Origin of the sequence: Ancylobacter aquaticus (genome assembly GCF_004339465.1) — a bacterium.
In the GTDB taxonomy this organism is placed as follows: domain Bacteria; phylum Pseudomonadota; class Alphaproteobacteria; order Rhizobiales; family Xanthobacteraceae; genus Ancylobacter; species Ancylobacter aquaticus.
In genome coordinates this window covers 112,974-129,683 of sequence record NZ_SMFY01000006.1, presented here as the reverse complement: position 1 = coordinate 129,683, position 16,710 = coordinate 112,974, and the positions used below count along the sequence as shown (strand labels likewise).

Below are 16,710 nucleotides of genomic sequence, written 5' to 3'. Positions count from 1 at the left end.
CGCGTGCTCCGGGCTGATCGGATGGGCCGGACGAGGTTCCGGCGCGGAGTGCAAGCGGCTGATGACGGCGGGTGCCCGAGGAAACGACCCCACAAACGACGTCTGGCGGGTGGGTCTGCTGTTCTCCGCCACCGGCGTGACGGCTGGCGTGGAAACGTCGCAGCTCGGTGGCACGCTGCTGGCCATTGACGAGATCAACGCCGCCGGCGGCGTGCGCGGGCGGCGCATCGAGGCGGTGGTCTACGATCCCGCCAGCGACCCGCGCGCCTTCCGCCGTCTGGCGCAGACCCTGCTGGCAGAAGATGGCGTGCGGCTTCTCTTCGGCTGCTACATGTCCTCCACCCGCAAGGCGGTTCTGCCGGTGGTGGAAGCCCATGACGGGCTATTGTTCTACCCCACCCTTTACGAGGGGTTCGAGTATTCCAGCCATTGCGTCTACACCGGCGCGGCGCCGAACCAGAATTCGATCCAGCTCGCGACCTATCTGCTGCGCCATTATGGCAACCGCTTCTTCCTCATCGGGTCCGACTACGTCTACCCCCATGAATCGAACCGCATCATGAGCGATTTCGTGGTGCAGTCGCGCGGGCAGGTGTGCGGCGAGGTCTATGTGCCGCTGGGCGCGCCGGCCCGGGCCTTCGCCGAGGTAATGGAGAAGGTGCGCGAGGCCGGGCCGGACGTCATCTTCTCCACCGTGGTCGGCGCCGACACCGCCCGCCTCTACGAGGCCCATCACGCCGCCGGCTTCGATTCCCGCCGCCTGCCGATCGCCAGCCTCACCACCAGCGAGGCCGAAGTGGCGCTGATGCCGCGCGAGGTCGCGGCCGGCCACATCACCGCCGCTCCTTTCTTCGAGACGCTGGGCACGCCGGCGGCGCGGCGCTTCGTTGCCGCCTTCAAGAAGCGCAACGGCGTCCACAGGCCGGTGACGGCGGCGGCCGAAGCCGCCTATTTCCAGCTGCATCTCGCCATGCAGGCGCTGGAGCGCGCGGGCACGGACGCCCCCGAGGCGCTGCTGGCCGAACTCGGCGCCTGCACCTTTGAGGCGCCGCAGGGCCGGGTGCGGATCGAGCCGAGCAATCACCACGCCTGGCTGCGCCCGCGCATCGCTGAGATCGGTGCGGACGGGCGCTTCCACATCGTGTGGGACGCCGGCGCGAGCGTTAAGCCGGACCCTTATTGCGTGGTTCAGAACCTCGACGACTGGCCGGCCGATGGCCGCCAGTTCGCGCTGTCGTGACGGGAGGCGGCGAGATGGCGATGCAGGTACTCAAGGATTTGCGTGGCCTTCGAGTGCACGTGATCCACCCGCCCGACGAGGAGCGCCCGAGCCTTGTCGAGCATCTGCGGCGTATCGGCTGTGCGGTCGAGACGGCCTGGCCGGTGCCGGCGCAGTGGCCTGCGGGCGCCGATGTCGTGCTGCTCGCCATCGAGCCGGACGCGCGCGCCGACATTGTCAGCCTGCTGAAGGTGGACCCGGGAAAGCGCCCGACGCTGATCGCCATTGTCGGCTACGAGAACCCGGCAACGCTGCAGATCGTGCTGGAATCGGGCGCCGTGGCAGTGGTGGAACGGCCAATCCGCCCGTTCGGCCTGCTCACCCAGCTCACCATCGCCCGCACCCTGTGGCTGGAACGTGAGGAGGCGCGAAAGCGCGTCGCCCGGCTGGAGCACAAGCTCGCCGGGCTGCAGACCATCCAGCGGGCGAAGTCGATCCTGATGGAGAATCTTGGCCTCAGCGAGGAGGACGCCTATCAGAGCCTGCGCAGGCAGGCGATGGCCAAGCGCATGCCACTGGAAGACATGGCGGCCTCGCTTATCCACGCCTCCGAATTGCTGCAGATGTCGCCGCGCCGCGCCGCGCCGCCCGCCGGGCCTTGAACTGGCGCGGCGATGATGATTAGATAATGCCCATGGATGATTTCCGGGCACACTGCCCGGCGGATCGGTCTTCCGGCGGCCACCAATGCTGTTGGCCAGCCCAGGCAATGTAGCCCGAAAGGTTCGCGAGAGCCCGACGGGTTTTTTTGTGCCCGCCTTTGACGTGGATCGACCGCGGTCGATCCAACTGGGAACAACGCGGTTCCGCCCCTCCCCCTTCCCGACACCGCAAGGCCCGGCCGCCCGCGAGGCGCCCGCGCGCCTTTTCGAGGAGATTTTTCATGTTGCACGGCGATATTTCCAGCAGCAAGGACACCGTTGGCGTGGCGGTGGTGAACTACAAGATGCCGCGCCTGCACACCAAGGCCGAGGTGCTTGAGAACGCCAAGAAGATCGCCGACATGGTGGTGGGCATGAAGATCGGCCTGCCGGGCATGGATCTGGTCATCTTCCCGGAATATTCGACCCACGGAATCATGTATGATTCCAAAGAGATGTACGATACCGCCTCGACCATTCCCGGCGACGAGACGGAGATTTTCGCCGAAGCCTGCCGCAAGGCGAAGGTGTGGGGCGTGTTCTCGCTCACCGGCGAACGCCATGAGGAACACCCCAACAAGGCGCCCTACAACACGCTCATCCTGATGAACGACAAGGGTGAGATCGTGCAGAAGTACCGCAAGATCATGCCCTGGGTGCCGATCGAGGGCTGGTATCCCGGCAATTGCACCTATGTCTCGGACGGCCCCAAGGGGCTGAAGATCTCCCTCATCATCTGCGACGACGGCAATTATCCGGAAATCTGGCGTGACTGCGCGATGAAGGGCGCCGAACTCATCGTGCGCTGCCAAGGCTACATGTACCCGGCCAAGGAGCAGCAGGTGATCATGTCCAAGGCCATGGCCTTCGCCAACAATGTCTATGTCGCGGTGGCCAACGCCTCGGGCTTCGACGGCGTCTATTCCTATTTCGGCCACTCAGCCATTGTCGGCTTTGACGGGCGCACGCTGGGCGAATGCGGCGAGGAGGACTACGGCATCCAGTACGCCGCGCTGTCCGTCTCGCTGATCCGCGACGCGCGCACGAACATGCAGTCGCAGAACCACCTCTTCAAGCTGGTGCATCGCGGCTACACCGGCATGATCAATTCCGGCGAGGGCGACAAGGGCGAGGCCGCTTGCCCCTACGATTTCTACCGCAAATGGATCGCTGACCCGGAGGGCACGCGGGAAATGGTGGAATCATTCACCCGCTCAACCGTCGGCACCGAGGAATGCCCGATCGAGGGCATCCCGAACCCGGACACCGCCCATCGGTGAAGGGCGGCATCTTCGCTCCCTCTCCCCCTCGGGGGAGAGGGACAAGGCAGAGATCACCGCCGCGCGAGGCGGAAATAGAGGTCGGACAGCCGCAGCGGCAGGTCCTCGATGCGGCGCACCGGCATGGAATTCGCCTTGCCGAAGATGGCGGGCCCGGAGCCCACGCCGCCGGGGTCGAGGGTGACGCCGAAGGTGTCGATGCCCTGCACCCGCAATTGCAGCACCACGCGCCGCGCATCCTCTACGAGGTCTGGCGCCGCCACGTCGATATCGGAGGGTTCGCCGTCGGTGAGCACGAGAACCAGCTTGCGGAAGGAGCGCACGCGGGCGATCTGCGCCCCGACATGGCGCAGGCCCGCTCCGAGCCGGGTCGACAGGCCGGAGGTCAGCCCGGCGAGGCGTGCCGTCGCGGCCATGTCATAGGGCACGTCAAACCCTTTCACCTCGCACACCCGCACGTCGTCGCGCCCGTTGGAGGCGAAGGCGAATAGCGCGAACGCGTCACCGAGCGCCGCCAGCGCCTCGGCCAGCATCGCCACGGCGAGCTTTTCCACGTCGAGCACGCTCGTGCCGTCGGCCAGCCGCTCCCGCGTCGACTGCGACATGTCGACCAGCACCAGCACCGCAAGGTCGCGCTGCGTAAGCGCGGTGGAGCGGAACACGCGCAGGTCCGGCGTCTCCCCCGCGCGACGGGCGATCACCGCCTCGATGGCGGCGTCGATGTCGAGATCGTGCCCTTCCGCCTGCCGCTTCAGCCGGCTGGCGCGGCCGACCTTCGCCGCCTTCACCAGCCGGGCGATGCGGGCACGCGCCGGGCCGGCCTGCTCCAGCGCGCGATGGAGCGGGCGGATGTCGCCGGGCGCCGGGAGCATCGCCCGTACGCTGGTCCAATCCGGCCGCTCGATCCCCGCCTGCGCGTCCCATTCCGGGTAACTGGCGATCACCGGCCCGGTCTCCGCCGCCGCCTTCGGCCGGGCGCGGCCCGCCGGCTCGCGTGAGGGTGCCTCGTCCGGCGCGCCGTCCTCGCCCTCGCGCCGCTCGATGCGGGCCGCCTCCACCATCATCTCGATCTCGTCGGAAACCTCCGGGTCGATGTCGGAAAAATCCCACAGGCCCAGCCCGTCGTCGCGATAGGCCGGCTCCACCACATGCCCACGCGCGTCGAAGCGCAGGCGGCGCTGGCCGATATCATTGGCCAGCCGCGTGCCGATACCGAGGCTGAGGGCTGGATCGTCGAGCCGCTCGTGCGCTGCCGCGAACAGCGCCTGCGCCTTGCCGACCAGTGCGTCGGGGTCCTCATAGGCGGGATCGAACAGCCCGCGCGCCACCCGGGCGAGCAGCGCGGCGAGCGTCGGTCCATCCTCCGGGGTCGCCACATGAAACGGCGCCCACAGCCGGCGCAGGCCGGGATAGCGCGCCATCGCCAGCGTCTCCACCCGCGCATCCTCGATGAGGCCGGCCAGCGCGACCTGCACCGGCCTGAATTTGCGGATCGGAAAGCGGGGATTGCCGACATGGAGATGCGCCCCGGCATGCAGCGCGGCGGCGAGATAAAGGCGGCGGGCCGCCTCTCCTTGTACGCCGGGAAACACGTCGGGCAGGCGGATCACCGAGCCGGCGATGTTCACGCGGCGCGGCGCTTCCCCGCCGGCCGGCGGCAAGGGCTGAAGGTTCGGCGCGGTGCCCCACAGCGCGGCGAGCACGCGCGTCAATCCGGCTTCCAGCTCGGCGAATCCCGGCCCGGCGCCGATGCGCGCCAGCAGCCCGAGCGCCAGCGCATCCTCCAGCGCGAAGAAAGCCCGCCGGCGCCCCCGATCGCGCCCTGCCGCCTTCAGCCCTGCCGCGATGAAGCCCTCGAATTCAGCCACATGGCCGGGCAGCACGAGCCGGCGCGCCTGCGCGGCCACAGCTTCCACGCACTCGGGCGCCGCCTGCGCCAGGGTAAGCAGCGCCCGCCACCAGATGGCGCGCTCGCCCTCCCCCGCAAGACGCGGGGCGATCTCGACGAAGCCGTCCAGCGCGGCGGTGGTGGCACGGCCGCCAGCCTCGCGGCAGAGCGCGGCGGCGGCAAGGCCGGTCTCGCCGAGTGCGGCCGGAGAGAGCCGGCCGGCAAGCTCAACGCTGGCACGCCCGAAGCCGAGCAGTGCGCTGGCGCCGGCATTCACCTCGACCATCGCGAGAACGCCCTGCGCCCACGGTTCCAGAGCCGGCTCGCCATGCCGCGCGGCAAGCCGCCTTCGCGTCTGCGCGAAGATGGTGCCAAGGGTTTCGCGCGCGTCCATCAGCCGGGAAAGGCGGGCGAGTTCCGGCGTATCGCACGCGATAAGCCCGCTCATGGCAGGCAGGCGGAAATCGCCGCATTGAGCGCCCGGCGCATGTCGGCATCGTCGGTGATGGGGAGCACGATTGCCGCCTCGACCGCCGCTTCCAGCGACACGCCGCCGCTCGCCAGCCGCCCGGCATGGATGAGCATGCGGGTGGAGGCGCCCTCGTCCAGCCCCTGCCCGCGCAGGTTTCGCGAGCAGGCGGCGATGGCGACGAGAATGCGGGCCAGAGCAAGGTCGGCACCCGCCTCGCGCATGACGATCTCCGCCTCCAGCTCAGGCGCGGGATAGTCGAAGGCGATGGCGACAAAGCGCTGCTTGGTGGACTCCTTGAGGTCCTTCACCGCACTCTGGTAGCCGGGGTTGTAGGAGATGACGAGCTGGAAATCTTCATGCGCGCGCACCTGCTCGTTGCGCTTTTCAAGCGGCAGCAGGCGTCGCGCATCGGTGAGCGGGTGGATGACGACGGTGGTGTCCTGCCGGGCCTCGACGATCTCGTCGAGATAGCACAGCGCGCCATGGCGCACCGCCTGGGTCAGCGGCCCGTCCTGCCACACCGTGCCTTCCGGGGCGAGCAGGAAGCGGCCGGCGAGGTCGGCCGCGGTCATGTCCTCATGCGCCGCCACCGTGATCAGCGGGCGCCCCAGGCGCCAGGCCATGTGCTCGACGAAGCGGGTCTTGCCGCAGCCGGTGGGGCCTTTCAGCATCACCGGCAGGCGGTGGCGCCACGCCGCTTCGAACACCGCGATTTCGTCGCCGACCGGCCGGTAATAGGGTTCGACGGCGATGCGGAAGGCGGCGAGGTCGGGGGAAGGGTCGACGGCGAGGTTGGCGGAAGGGTCGGCGGAAATGGAGGACAAGGCGCTCGGCATGGGGTCTCCGCGTGAAAAGGCGCGGCCGTGCCCATGCAGGAGGGGACGGCCCCGCGAGGGGCAGTCGGCACTCCCTGCCGTATTGCCGGCAACGGCTTTGTTGCCCAGCGCCCGCATTAGAAATCCATTCGCTGCGCCGCACAAGAGGGCGCGGGTCGCCCCCCACCTTGCCCCGCCGTCTACCCCGCCCCCTCCAGGGCCTTGCGGAAGCGCAGCGCCGCCAGCCCGAAGAACGCGGCACCGATGGCGGCGAGTGCCAGCAGGTTCGGCCAGATCACCGAGAGCCCCGCCCCGCGATAGAGCACCGCCTGCGCGAGGGCGACGAAATGGGTGGAAGGGGAAAGCTGCATCACGTTCTGCAGCCAGGCGGGCATGCTCTCTATCGGGGTCGTAGAGCCCGAGAGCAGGTTCATGACGATAAGGATCGGCATGACGATGAGGCCGAACTGCGCCATCGAGGTCGAGACGGTGGCCACCAATATGCCGAGCGCCGTCACCGAGAACTGGTAGACCAGCATGGAGGCGACGAACAGCGCAACCGAGCCCTGCACCGGCACGCCGAGCAGCCGCTCGACCACGATGAGCAGCGACAGCGTCGCCGCCACGACGATGACCAGCCCGTTGGCCCAGATCTTCGCCAACATGATCTCGTTCGGCGTCACCGGCATGACCAAGAGATGCTCGATCGTCCCGTGCTCGCGCTCGCGGATCAGCGCCGCGCCGGAAAGGATGACGGCGAGCATGGTAACGTTGTTGATGACCTGCATCACCGCGGTGAACCAGGCGGAGGTGAGGTTCGGGTTGAATTTCGGCCGGATGACCACGCTCACCGGCGTGGCGGTCGCCCCCCTGCCAAGCGCTGCCGCCACTTCCTGCACGAGGATGTTCTGGATATAGGCGGCGCCATTGCCGGCCTGCGACATGGCCGTGGCGTCGATGTCGAGCTGGATTTCGGGGGTACGGCCGGCGATCACATCGTGCTCGAATTTCGGCGGGATGCTCAGCACGAAGACATAGCGCCCGGCATCCATCGCCGCGTCGACCTCGCGCGCGGTGATCGGCACCGGCTCCTTGAAGAAGGGCTGCATCAGCGCGTCGCGCAGCCGGCGCGAGAGCGCGCTCTGGTCCTCGTCGACGACCGCCACCGCCGCGTTCTCGACCTCGAACTTGGCACCGGCCGAAACGGTGTAGACCGCCACCGTGAAGGTGTAGAGGATCAGCCCCGCCAGCACCGGGTCTGCCTTGAGGCTGTAGAGTTCCTTGATGCCAAGGCGCCAGATGCGGGCGAGGCGGGCGAACATGCTCACGCCCCCTGCTTGCGCAGCGCCAGCATGGCGCCGGCGAGGAAGACCAGTGCCAGCGCGAACACCATGGCGATGTCCTGCCAGAGCTGGGCGAAGCCGAGCCCCTTGGTAAAGGCGCCGACGCTCACCTGCTGATACCAGGCGGAGGGGAAGGCCAGCCCCATGAGCCGCGCTCCGCCGGAGAGCGAGGACACCGGGGTGAGCAGGCCGGAAAAATTCACCGCCGGGACGATGGCGATGATCGCGGTGGCGAAGATCGCCGCCACCTGGCTCTTCACGAAGCTCGACACCAGCAGGCCGAAGGCGGTGGTTGCGAACACATAGACCAGCGAGCCGAGGGCCAGCGTGGCGAAGGAGCCTTTCACCGGCACCTCGAACACCAGCCGCGCCGCCACCACCATGGAGAGGAAGCTGACAAAGGCGATGGCGACATAGGGCACTTGCTTGCCCAGCAGGAATTCCAGCTTTGTGACCGGCGTCGACTGGAAATTGGAGATCGAGCCCGTCTCCTTCTCCTTCACCACGCCGAGCGCGCTCATGATGGCGGGGATCAGCACCAGCATCAGCATGATGACGTTCGGCACCATGGCGTTCACGCTCTTGAAGGACGGGTTGTAGCGGTAACGCGGCTCAAGGGTGAAAGGGGCGAGCGGGCTGGCCCGGCCGGTGGCCCGCAGTTCGGCATCGGTGAGGTAGCTCTGGGCGATGCCCTGCACATAGCCGCGCGTGGTCTCCGCCCGGAACGGCATCGAGCCGTCGAGCCACACGCCGACTTCCGGCTGGCGCTCGCGCAGGAGGTCACGGCCGAAACCGGGGGGGATTTCGATGGCGAGCTTGAGCTCGCCGCTTGTCAGCCGTTTGTCGAGCTCGTCGCTGGAGGTGATGGGCGCGCGGGTCTCGAAATAGCGCGAACCCTCGAAGCTCTCCAGCAATTGCCGGCTCTGGGCGCTGCGGTCCTGATCGAGCGCGGCATAGGGCAGATTCTCGACATCGAAGGAGATGCCGTAGCCGAAGGTGAACAGGAGCAGGATCGGGCCGATGAGCGCGAAGGCGAGGCGGGCGGGGTCGCGCGCGATCTCCAGCGCCTCGCGCCGTGCCGTGGCCCAGAGCCGGCCGGGATCGAAGCGCTTCACCGGTGCGAGGGCGGCGGGGCGCGGTTTCAGCTCGACGTTGGCTTCGTCACTCCCCGATGAACCCGCATTTTTGCCCGCCTCCTCCAGCACGGCGATGAACACCTCTTCCAGCGTGTCCATGCCGCGCTCGCGCTTCAGCGCTTCCGGCGTTCCGATGGCGAGCACCCGGCCGGCGTGCATCAGCGAGATGCGGTCGCACCGCTCGGCCTCGTTCATGAAATGAGTGGAAAGGAAGATGGTGACGCCATCCTGCCGCGACAATTCGATCAGCGTGCGCCAGAAGCCGTCGCGGGCCACCGGGTCGACGCCGGACGTCGGCTCGTCGAGGATGAGGATTTCCGGCCTGTGGATCACCGCCACCGCGAGTTGCAGGCGCTGGCGGATGCCGAGCGGCAGGCTCTCGGGGCGCACATCGGCGACCTCGGCAAGGTCGAAGCGGGCCTCCATCTCGGCGACGCGCGCCTCGACATCGGCGATCTCGAACAATTGCGCGTGCAGCACGAGGTTCTGCCGCACGGTGAGTTCGCCATAGAGCGAGAAGGCCTGCGACATATAGCCGACGCGCTTGCGGGTTGCCATGTCGCCGCCGGCGAGCGGCGCCCCGAACAGCTTCGCCTCGCCCTCGCTCGCCGGCAGAAGGCCGGTGAGCATCTTCATCGTGGTACTCTTGCCGCAGCCATTGGAGCCGAGGAAGCCGAAGATCTCGCCGCGCTCGATGCGGAAATTCACATGGTCGACGGCGACGAAATCGCCGAAGCGGCGGGTAAGTCCGGTCGCTTCGATCGCCGGCTCGCCGCTATGGACCGCCGGGGGCAGGTCCGGCAACGGCCCACCCTGCCCGCGCTCGGCTTCCGGCAGCAGCGCGACGAAGGCCCGCTCCAGCGTCGGCTCGCCCACCTGCGCGCGGATGTCGGCGGGACTGCCGGTTGCCAGCACCTTGCCGCCATTCATCGCCGCCAGCCAGTCGAATCGCTCGGCCTCCTCCATATAGGCGGTGGCCACAACCACGCTCATCGACGGGCGGCGCTCGCGCAGCCGCACCATCAGCTCCCAGAACTGGCAGCGCGAGAGCGGATCGATGCCGGTGGTCGGCTCGTCGAGGATGACGAGATCGGGGTCGTGGATCAGCGCGGCGCAGATGCCGAGCTTCTGCTTCATGCCGCCGGAGAGCTTGCCGGCCGGCCGCGCGGCGAAGGCCGAAAGGCCGGTGGCGGCCAAGAGTTCGGCGATGCGCTCGGCACGCTCGGTCGCGCCCTGCCCGAACAGGCGGCCGAAGAAATCGAGATTCTCCGCGATGGAAAGCGTCGGGTAGAGATTGCGCCCCAGCCCCTGCGGCATGTAGGCGATGCGCCCACCCGCCTGCCGGCGCCAGCCGCGGTCCCCAATGTCGCCGCCAAGCACGGCGACCGTGCCGGATTGGATGCGCGTGACGCCCGCGGCGAGGCCGAGGAGCGTCGACTTGCCCACCCCGTCCGGCCCGATCAGCCCCGCCATGCAGCCGGCCGGCACCGTGAGGTCGACGCCATCGAGCGCCAGCGTCCGGCCATAGCGATGGGTGACGCCGGACAGGGCTATGGCGGGCCCGCGTGCCCCCGGGCTCATTGCGGCAGCTTGACGCCAAGGGTGTCGGGCCATGGCGTCGCCGGATCGGTGCGGACATAGGCAAGGCCGCGCACGCCGGCCTTCACCCGGTCCTCATACTGGCGCAGCAGCTCCGGCGCGATGCGCAGCTTGACCCGGAACATCAGCTTCTCGCGCTCGTCCGCCGTTTCCACCGCCTTCGGTGTGAACTGTGCGCCGGTGGCGACGAAGCTGACCTTGGCCGGCACCACATAATCGGGCGCCGGATCGAGGATGATGCGCGCCTCGTCGCCTATGGCCAGCCGCCCGGCAACGCGGGCCGGCACGAACACGGTCATGTAGACATCGGCGAGGTCCAGCAAAGTGAGGATCGGCGCGCCGGCCGCCACCACCTCGCCGGCCTGTACCAGCTTGTATTCGACCCGCCCCCGGCGCGGTGCCTTGAGAGTGGAATCGTCGATCAGCGACTGCACGCGCGCCACCTCCGCCCGCGCTGCATCGGTGGCGGCGTCGGCCTCGTCGAGCCCGGCCTGCGCGGCGCGCAGCGCGGCCAGCGCGACATTGAGCTGGCTCTGGCGCAGATCGAGCGCCTGCGCCGTGCCATAGCCGCTCTGGCTCAGCTTTGAGGCGCGCTCATGCTCCTGCTGCGCCAGCGTTCGCTCGCTCTCGCGCTGGGCGATGGCGGCCTCCGCCTCGGCCACCGCCTTCTCCGCTCGGCGCACCTGCGCCTGCGCACCCGCGAGCTGGGCCTCCAGCTCGGACGTGTCCATGCGGGCGACCACCTGCCCGGCCTCCACCGTCTGGCCCTCCTCGGCCAGCACGGCAAGCACCCGGCCCGCGAGCTTGGCTGCGACCAGCACCTGTTCGGCCTCGAGCCGTCCATTGCTGGAGACGATGCCCGCCGGCAGGCCCTTGCCGGTGAGCTTGCCGATTAGCGCCTGCAGCCGCGAGCTCAGCCCGGCGGGCGGTTCGCCGACACTTTCCTGCGCCAGCGCGGGAAGCAGCAGGCAGGCCGACAGCAGGAGAGCGAGAGGGAAAGCGTGAAACCGTCGCTTGCGTGCCATCGTGCCTCCATAGGGTTGCACCGGATGATCCGGAGGATGGCGCAGCTGGCGGCGTCCGCCAAGCTGCGATTTTGCCGACGCCCTCCGTAGAGCCCGCACGGGTGCGCGCCTTGACGGCGATCAACGAAGGGAGAGCATGAACGTGTCGAATGGTGCCTTCGTCACCGGCGAAGGCGCGGGATGAGGGCCACGACCTCAAGGGTGGCCTGAAGCGTGTGACGTAAAGTGATGCGGCGCGAAGGGATATGGCGCGGCCGCGCCCTATCTCACCTATCGGCAACCTGTCTGAAGAGGATATCGCAATGGCGACCCAACCGGCGACGGACACGCTCAGCCCCGACCTCGTGCAGCGCATGAACGGCTGGTGGCGCGCGGCGAACTACCTCTCGGTCGGGCAGATCTACCTGCTCGCCAACCCGCTGCTGCGCGAGAAGCTGACCCTCGACCATGTGAAGCCGCGCCTGCTCGGCCATTGGGGCACGACGCCGGGGCTGAACTTCCTCTATGTCCACCTCAACCGCGTGATCCGCGACACCGCCGCCGACGTGCTGTTCATCGCCGGCCCCGGCCATGGCGCCCCGGGCGTGGTGGCGGCGACCTATCTCGAAGGCACCTATAGCGAGCTGTATCCCGACATCTCGCTGGACGAGGCGGGCCTGTGCCGGCTGTTCCGCCAGTTCTCCTTTCCCGGCGGCATTCCCAGCCATGCCGCGCCGGAAACCCCCGGCTCGATCCATGAAGGCGGCGAACTCGGCTATTCGCTCAGCCACGCCTATGGCGCGGTGCTGGACAATCCCGAGCTGATCGTCGCCTGCGTGGTCGGCGACGGCGAGGCCGAGACCGGCCCGCTCGCCACCTCCTGGCACGGCAACAAATTCCTCAACCCCGCCCAAGACGGCGCGGTGCTGCCGATCCTGCACCTCAACGGCTACAAGATCGCCAACCCGACCATTCTCGCCCGCATCCCGCACGAGGAGCTGGCGGCGCTGATGCAGGGCTATGGCTACGACCCGATCTTCGTCGAGGGCGAAGACCCCGAGCCGATGCACCAGGCGATGGCGGCCGCGCTCGACGAGGCCTTCGGCAAGATCCGGGCGATCCAGCAGGCTGCGCGCGAACGCGGCGACATCGACCGCCCACGCTGGCCGATGATCGTGCTGCGCAGCCCCAAGGGCTGGACCGGCCCGAAGACGGTGGATGGCAAGAAGGCGGAAGGCTTCTGGCGCTCGCACCAGGTGCCGTTCTCCGACATGTCGAAGCCCGAGCACCTGACCCTGCTCGAAGACTGGATGAAGAGCTACCGACCGGAAGAACTGTTCGACGAAGAGGGGCGGCTGATGCCCGAGATCGCCTCGCTCGCCCCGGAAGGGGTGAAGCGGATGGGCGCCAACCCGCACGCCAATGGCGGCGCGCTGCGCCGTCCGCTGCGCCTGCCGGACTTCACCAACTACGCGGTGGAAGTCGCCCGGCCGGGCGATCGCGAGCTGGAATCGACCTATGTGATGGGCTGCTTCCTGCGCGACGTGATGAAGGAAAACGAGTCCTCGAAGAACTTCCGCGTCTTCGGGCCTGACGAGACCGCCTCCAACCGGCTGCAGGCGCTGTTCGAGGTGACCGGCCGCGCCTGGGACGCGGAAACGCTCTCTTATGACGACCACCTCGCCCGCGACGGGCGGGTGATGGAAATGCTCTCCGAGCATATGTGCCAGGGCTGGCTGGAGGGCTATCTGCTCACCGGCCGGCACGGCCTGTTCTCCTGCTACGAGGCGTTTATTCACATCGTCGATTCGATGTTCAACCAGCACGCCAAATGGCTGAAATCCTCGAAGGAGGTCGAATGGCGCCGGCCCATAGCCTCGCTCAACTATCTGCTCACCTCGCATGTCTGGCGGCAGGATCATAATGGCTTCAGCCACCAGGACCCCGGCTTCATCGACCATGTGGTGAACAAGAAGGCGGAGATCGTGCGGGTCTACCTGCCCCCCGACGCCAACACGCTGCTCTATGTCACCGACCACTGCCTGCGCTCATGGAACCGGGTCAACGTGATCGTCGCCGGCAAGCAGCCCGCCCCGCAATGGCTCGACATGGACAGCGCCATCAAGCACTGCGCGCAGGGCATCGGCATGTGGGAATGGGCCTCGACGGACGCGGGCGTCGACCCCGACGTGGTGCTGGCCTGCGCCGGCGACGTGCCCACATTGGAGACACTGGCCGCCGCCGAGCTGCTACGCGGCTTCTTCCCGGAGCTGAAGGTGCGCGTCGTCAACGTGGTCGACCTGATGACGCTGCAGCCGAAATCCGAGCACCCGCACGGGCTCTCAGACGCGGAGTTCGACGCGCTGTTCACCACCGACAAGCCGGTGATCTTCGCCTATCACGGCTATCCTTGGCTCATCCACCGCCTCGCCTATCGCCGCGCCAACCACGACAACATGCATGTGCGCGGCTATGTCGAGGAAGGGTCCACCACCACGCCCTTCGACATGGTGGTGCGCAACCGGCTCGACCGTTTCCACCTCGTCGCCGACGTGTTGGACCGGGTGCCCAAGCTGAAGACCAACACCCATGTGCGCCAGGCGATCCGCGACAGGCTGACCGAGCACGCCCGCTATATCCGTGCCCACGGCATCGACATGCCGGAGGTGCGCGACTGGGTGTGGTCCGGCGGCAAGTAACGCGCCCCCGTCACACCCGCTCGATGAGCGCCATGGCGGCGGCGGGGTTGCGCGGCTTGAAGCCGCTGATGACGAACAGGAACACCTCGCGCGGCGCGACCTTCGCCGGCGGGGTGAGCAGTTCCGGCTTCAATGCGGGCGGCGTTTCCCCGGCCGCCCAGATTTTGGCCGCCGCGGCCCAGCCATCGAGCGTCGCCGGCGCATAACCGAGCGCCTCGTCCTCCACTGTTCCCATGATCCGGGCATAGACGAAGGGGGCGGTGACATCGGCAATCCGGGGGAAGTCGCTGTCGCCGGCATGGACGATGGCGACGCCATATTCGCGCGCCAGCGCCACGAAATCCGGCGTCTTGAAGCTTTCGTGCCGCACCTCCACCGCGTGGCGGATATCGTGGCCGTCGACGCGCTTGGGCAGCAGCTTGAGGAAGCCCTCGAAATCGTCCGGGTCGAATTTCTTGGTTGCCATGAACTGCCAGTTCACCGGGCCGAGCTTCTCCTTCAGCTCGGTCACGCCGCTTTTGAAAAAGCGCTCGATGGACTCGCCCGCCTCGCTCAGCACCCGCCGATTGGTGGTGAAGCGCGGGCCCTTGAGCGCGAAGACGAAGCCTTCCGGCGTCTCGGCCCGCCATCTCGCAAAGCTCTCGGGCTTCTGCGAGCCGTAATAGGTGCCGTTGATCTCGATGGCGGTGAGCTTCGAGCCGGCATATTCCAGCTCGCGCTTCTGGGTCAGGCCTTCTGGGTAGAACACCCCGCGCCAGGGCTCGAAGGTCCAGCCGCCGACGCCGATGCGGATGGGTGCGGGATGTGCCATGGGGTGCCTCGCCGATCATCGTACTGAGTGGGCTGGGTTGATGTGCGATGGGTGAAGTGTCAGGTTTTGGCACACTCGCACATGGTGCCATTTGCCATGTCACTTCATCCGGCGGCAACCGGGCGAAAATTCCATCGGACTATGGGTGCCGCGATCGGTCGCGGATGTCACAAAATGTCACGTTCGTGCATGGTGACATTTTGACATGTCACAGCCTCCGGGCCGCAAGCGGGCGAAAACTTCATCGGAATATGGATGCCGCGATCGGCCGCGGATGGCACGAAATGGCACGTTCGCACATGGTGCCATTTTGACATGTCACATCCTCCGGGCGGCAGCGGGGCGAAAACTTCATCAGGATTTGGATGCCGCGGTCGGTCGTGGATGTCACAAAATGTCATACTCACACATGGTGACATTTTGACATGTCACACTCTTCGGGCGGCAACCGGGCGAAAACTTCATCAGAATATGGATGCCTCGGTCGGTCGCGGATGTCACAAAATGTCATACTCGTACATGGTGACATTTTGACATGTCACAGCCTCCGGGCCGCAAGCGGGCGAAAATTTCATCGGAATATGGATGCCGCGATCTGTCGCGGATGTCACAAAATGTCACGTTCGCACATGGTGACATTTGACATGTCACATTCTCTGGCCTGATGGCCGGTGAAGTGTGTATTGGGACTTCGGACCGAGCCGGCCCGCGCGAAAGACAGGAAATGCGCGGCGTCCATGGTGTCGTCGATGGCTTTCCACGCTCAACACCACGATGGTACGCCCCATCGTAGCGCGGCTCACAGCGATTGGCGGTGTGACGCGACCCGCCCGAGCAAAGAGGTGGCGGAGGTTTGGTATACGTCCTTGGCGTCAGCCCGCATCGTCCCACCAATTCCCTCGACAAGGATTGCAACCAGTTGCAACGAACGACATGCGTCGAAGCGGGAAGTCGTCTGAGCCTCAGCGTGCAGGGCACAAGGTGGTTCGTCAGGCGAAGAGTTCATCTGCGCATCCAGTGCAACCCGTTGCAACGGGCAACCTGGTTGGGTTGGGATGCCGCGATTGGTCGCGAATACATGCAATGGCACGCACGCATCTCTATCCATTGACGAGGTCGTCACCCGAGCGGGTCGAGATGCCGTGGATCTGGTCCTTCTGGATCGCGGCGGTGAGAACCTTCTCGGCCAGGCGTCGCGGCTCGAGTAAGCCTGGAAGTAGCTGGGCTTCCTCAGCTTCGAAATGCGTAGCTCGACCGTGCCGGCGCGCATCTCCCAGTCGCGCTCGCGTTATCTGTTGCGCCGCGCCAGCCGTTCCGGGCTCTTCCCTTAAAAGCCGGCGCCAGTCAGGCCGCCGCGCCCCCCATTACATCAGGCGCTGCGCGGCAAAGCCGATCATCTCTCGCAGAAGATCGGCGTCGGGGCTCTTTTCCAACAACCGCGCAACGCCCCATCGTGGCGCGGCTCCCAGCGATTGGCGGTGTGACGCGCCCCTGCCCGAGGAAAGAGGGGCGGAGGTTTGGTCTACGTCCTTGGCGTCAGCCCGCATCGTGGGATTGCAACCAGTTGCAACGAACGACATGCATTGAAGCGGGAAACGTCGTTTGCGCCTCAACGTGCAGGGCACAACGTGGTTCGTCAGGCTAAGAGTTCATCTGTGCATCCGTTGCAACCCGTTGCAACGGGCGACCCGGTCGGGGTGGGGTGTGGCCGTGTCCCTGATGGTGGTGTAGCCTCTCGGAGCC

Annotated in this window: 10 protein-coding genes and 1 pseudogene; 4 read left to right on the top strand and 7 right to left on the bottom strand. The window is 67.1% G+C overall.

Annotation, left to right across the window (positions count from 1 at the left end; all coding sequences use genetic code 11):
* The first annotated feature begins 61 nt into the window (after positions 1-61).
* The 3 genes from EV667_RS21695 (at position 62) to EV667_RS21685 (ending at position 3,200) form a co-directional block, all read left to right on the top strand.
* The gene (locus EV667_RS21695) at positions 62-1,240 is read left to right on the top strand and encodes a transporter substrate-binding domain-containing protein (protein WP_131837403.1); all 1,179 of its coding nucleotides are present in this window, start codon (positions 62-64) and stop codon (positions 1,238-1,240) included.
* Between the two features lie 14 nt (positions 1,241-1,254).
* A complete protein-coding gene (locus tag EV667_RS21690; protein WP_131837402.1) occupies positions 1,255-1,881 on the top strand; it encodes an ANTAR domain-containing response regulator in 627 nt (208 codons plus the stop codon).
* A gap of 281 nt (positions 1,882-2,162) precedes the next feature.
* On the top strand, positions 2,163-3,200 hold the full coding sequence (locus EV667_RS21685) for an aliphatic amidase (protein ID WP_131837401.1): 1,038 nt from the start codon (positions 2,163-2,165) through the stop codon (positions 3,198-3,200).
* A 53-nt stretch (positions 3,201-3,253) separates the two neighbouring features.
* Here EV667_RS21685 and EV667_RS21680 read toward each other — a convergent pair whose 3' ends face one another.
* The 5 genes from EV667_RS21680 to EV667_RS21660 all read right to left on the bottom strand — a co-directional run bounded on the left by EV667_RS21680 (position 3,254) and on the right by EV667_RS21660 (position 11,478).
* Positions 3,254-5,536 carry a nitric oxide reductase activation protein NorD gene (locus EV667_RS21680; protein WP_131837400.1) on the bottom strand — a complete coding sequence of 761 codons (2,283 nt, stop codon included), beginning with the start codon at positions 5,534-5,536 and terminating at the stop codon, positions 3,254-3,256.
* Complete coding sequence (locus EV667_RS21675; RefSeq protein WP_131837399.1) at positions 5,533-6,396, bottom strand: CbbQ/NirQ/NorQ/GpvN family protein; 864 nt, start codon at positions 6,394-6,396, stop codon at positions 5,533-5,535. Before EV667_RS21675 ends, EV667_RS21680 begins: the two co-directional genes overlap by 4 nt.
* 179 nt (positions 6,397-6,575) lie before the next feature.
* Complete coding sequence (locus EV667_RS21670) at positions 6,576-7,697, bottom strand: ABC transporter permease (protein WP_131837398.1); 1,122 nt, start codon at positions 7,695-7,697, stop codon at positions 6,576-6,578.
* A gap of 2 nt (positions 7,698-7,699) precedes the next feature.
* On the bottom strand, positions 7,700-10,435 hold the full coding sequence (gene rbbA / locus EV667_RS21665) for a ribosome-associated ATPase/putative transporter RbbA (RefSeq protein WP_131837397.1): 2,736 nt from the start codon (positions 10,433-10,435) through the stop codon (positions 7,700-7,702).
* The gene (locus tag EV667_RS21660) at positions 10,432-11,478 is read right to left on the bottom strand and encodes an HlyD family secretion protein (RefSeq protein WP_131837396.1); all 1,047 of its coding nucleotides are present in this window, start codon (positions 11,476-11,478) and stop codon (positions 10,432-10,434) included. Before EV667_RS21660 ends, rbbA begins: the two co-directional genes overlap by 4 nt.
* Before the next feature lie 302 nt (positions 11,479-11,780).
* Here EV667_RS21660 and EV667_RS21655 point away from each other — a divergent pair, with 302 nt between their 5' ends.
* Entirely contained in the window at positions 11,781-14,156 is a 2,376-nt protein-coding gene (locus EV667_RS21655; protein WP_131837395.1) for a phosphoketolase family protein, read from the top strand.
* A gap of 10 nt (positions 14,157-14,166) precedes the next feature.
* Here the strand turns inward: EV667_RS21655 and EV667_RS21650 are convergent, their stop codons facing one another.
* The gene (locus EV667_RS21650) at positions 14,167-14,967 is read right to left on the bottom strand and encodes a DUF72 domain-containing protein (protein ID WP_131837394.1); all 801 of its coding nucleotides are present in this window, start codon (positions 14,965-14,967) and stop codon (positions 14,167-14,169) included.
* Between the two features lie 1,109 nt (positions 14,968-16,076).
* Positions 16,077-16,436 (bottom strand): annotated as a pseudogene (locus tag EV667_RS21645) (transposase); the annotation flags it as partial.
* Positions 16,437-16,710: the final 274 nt, after the last annotated feature.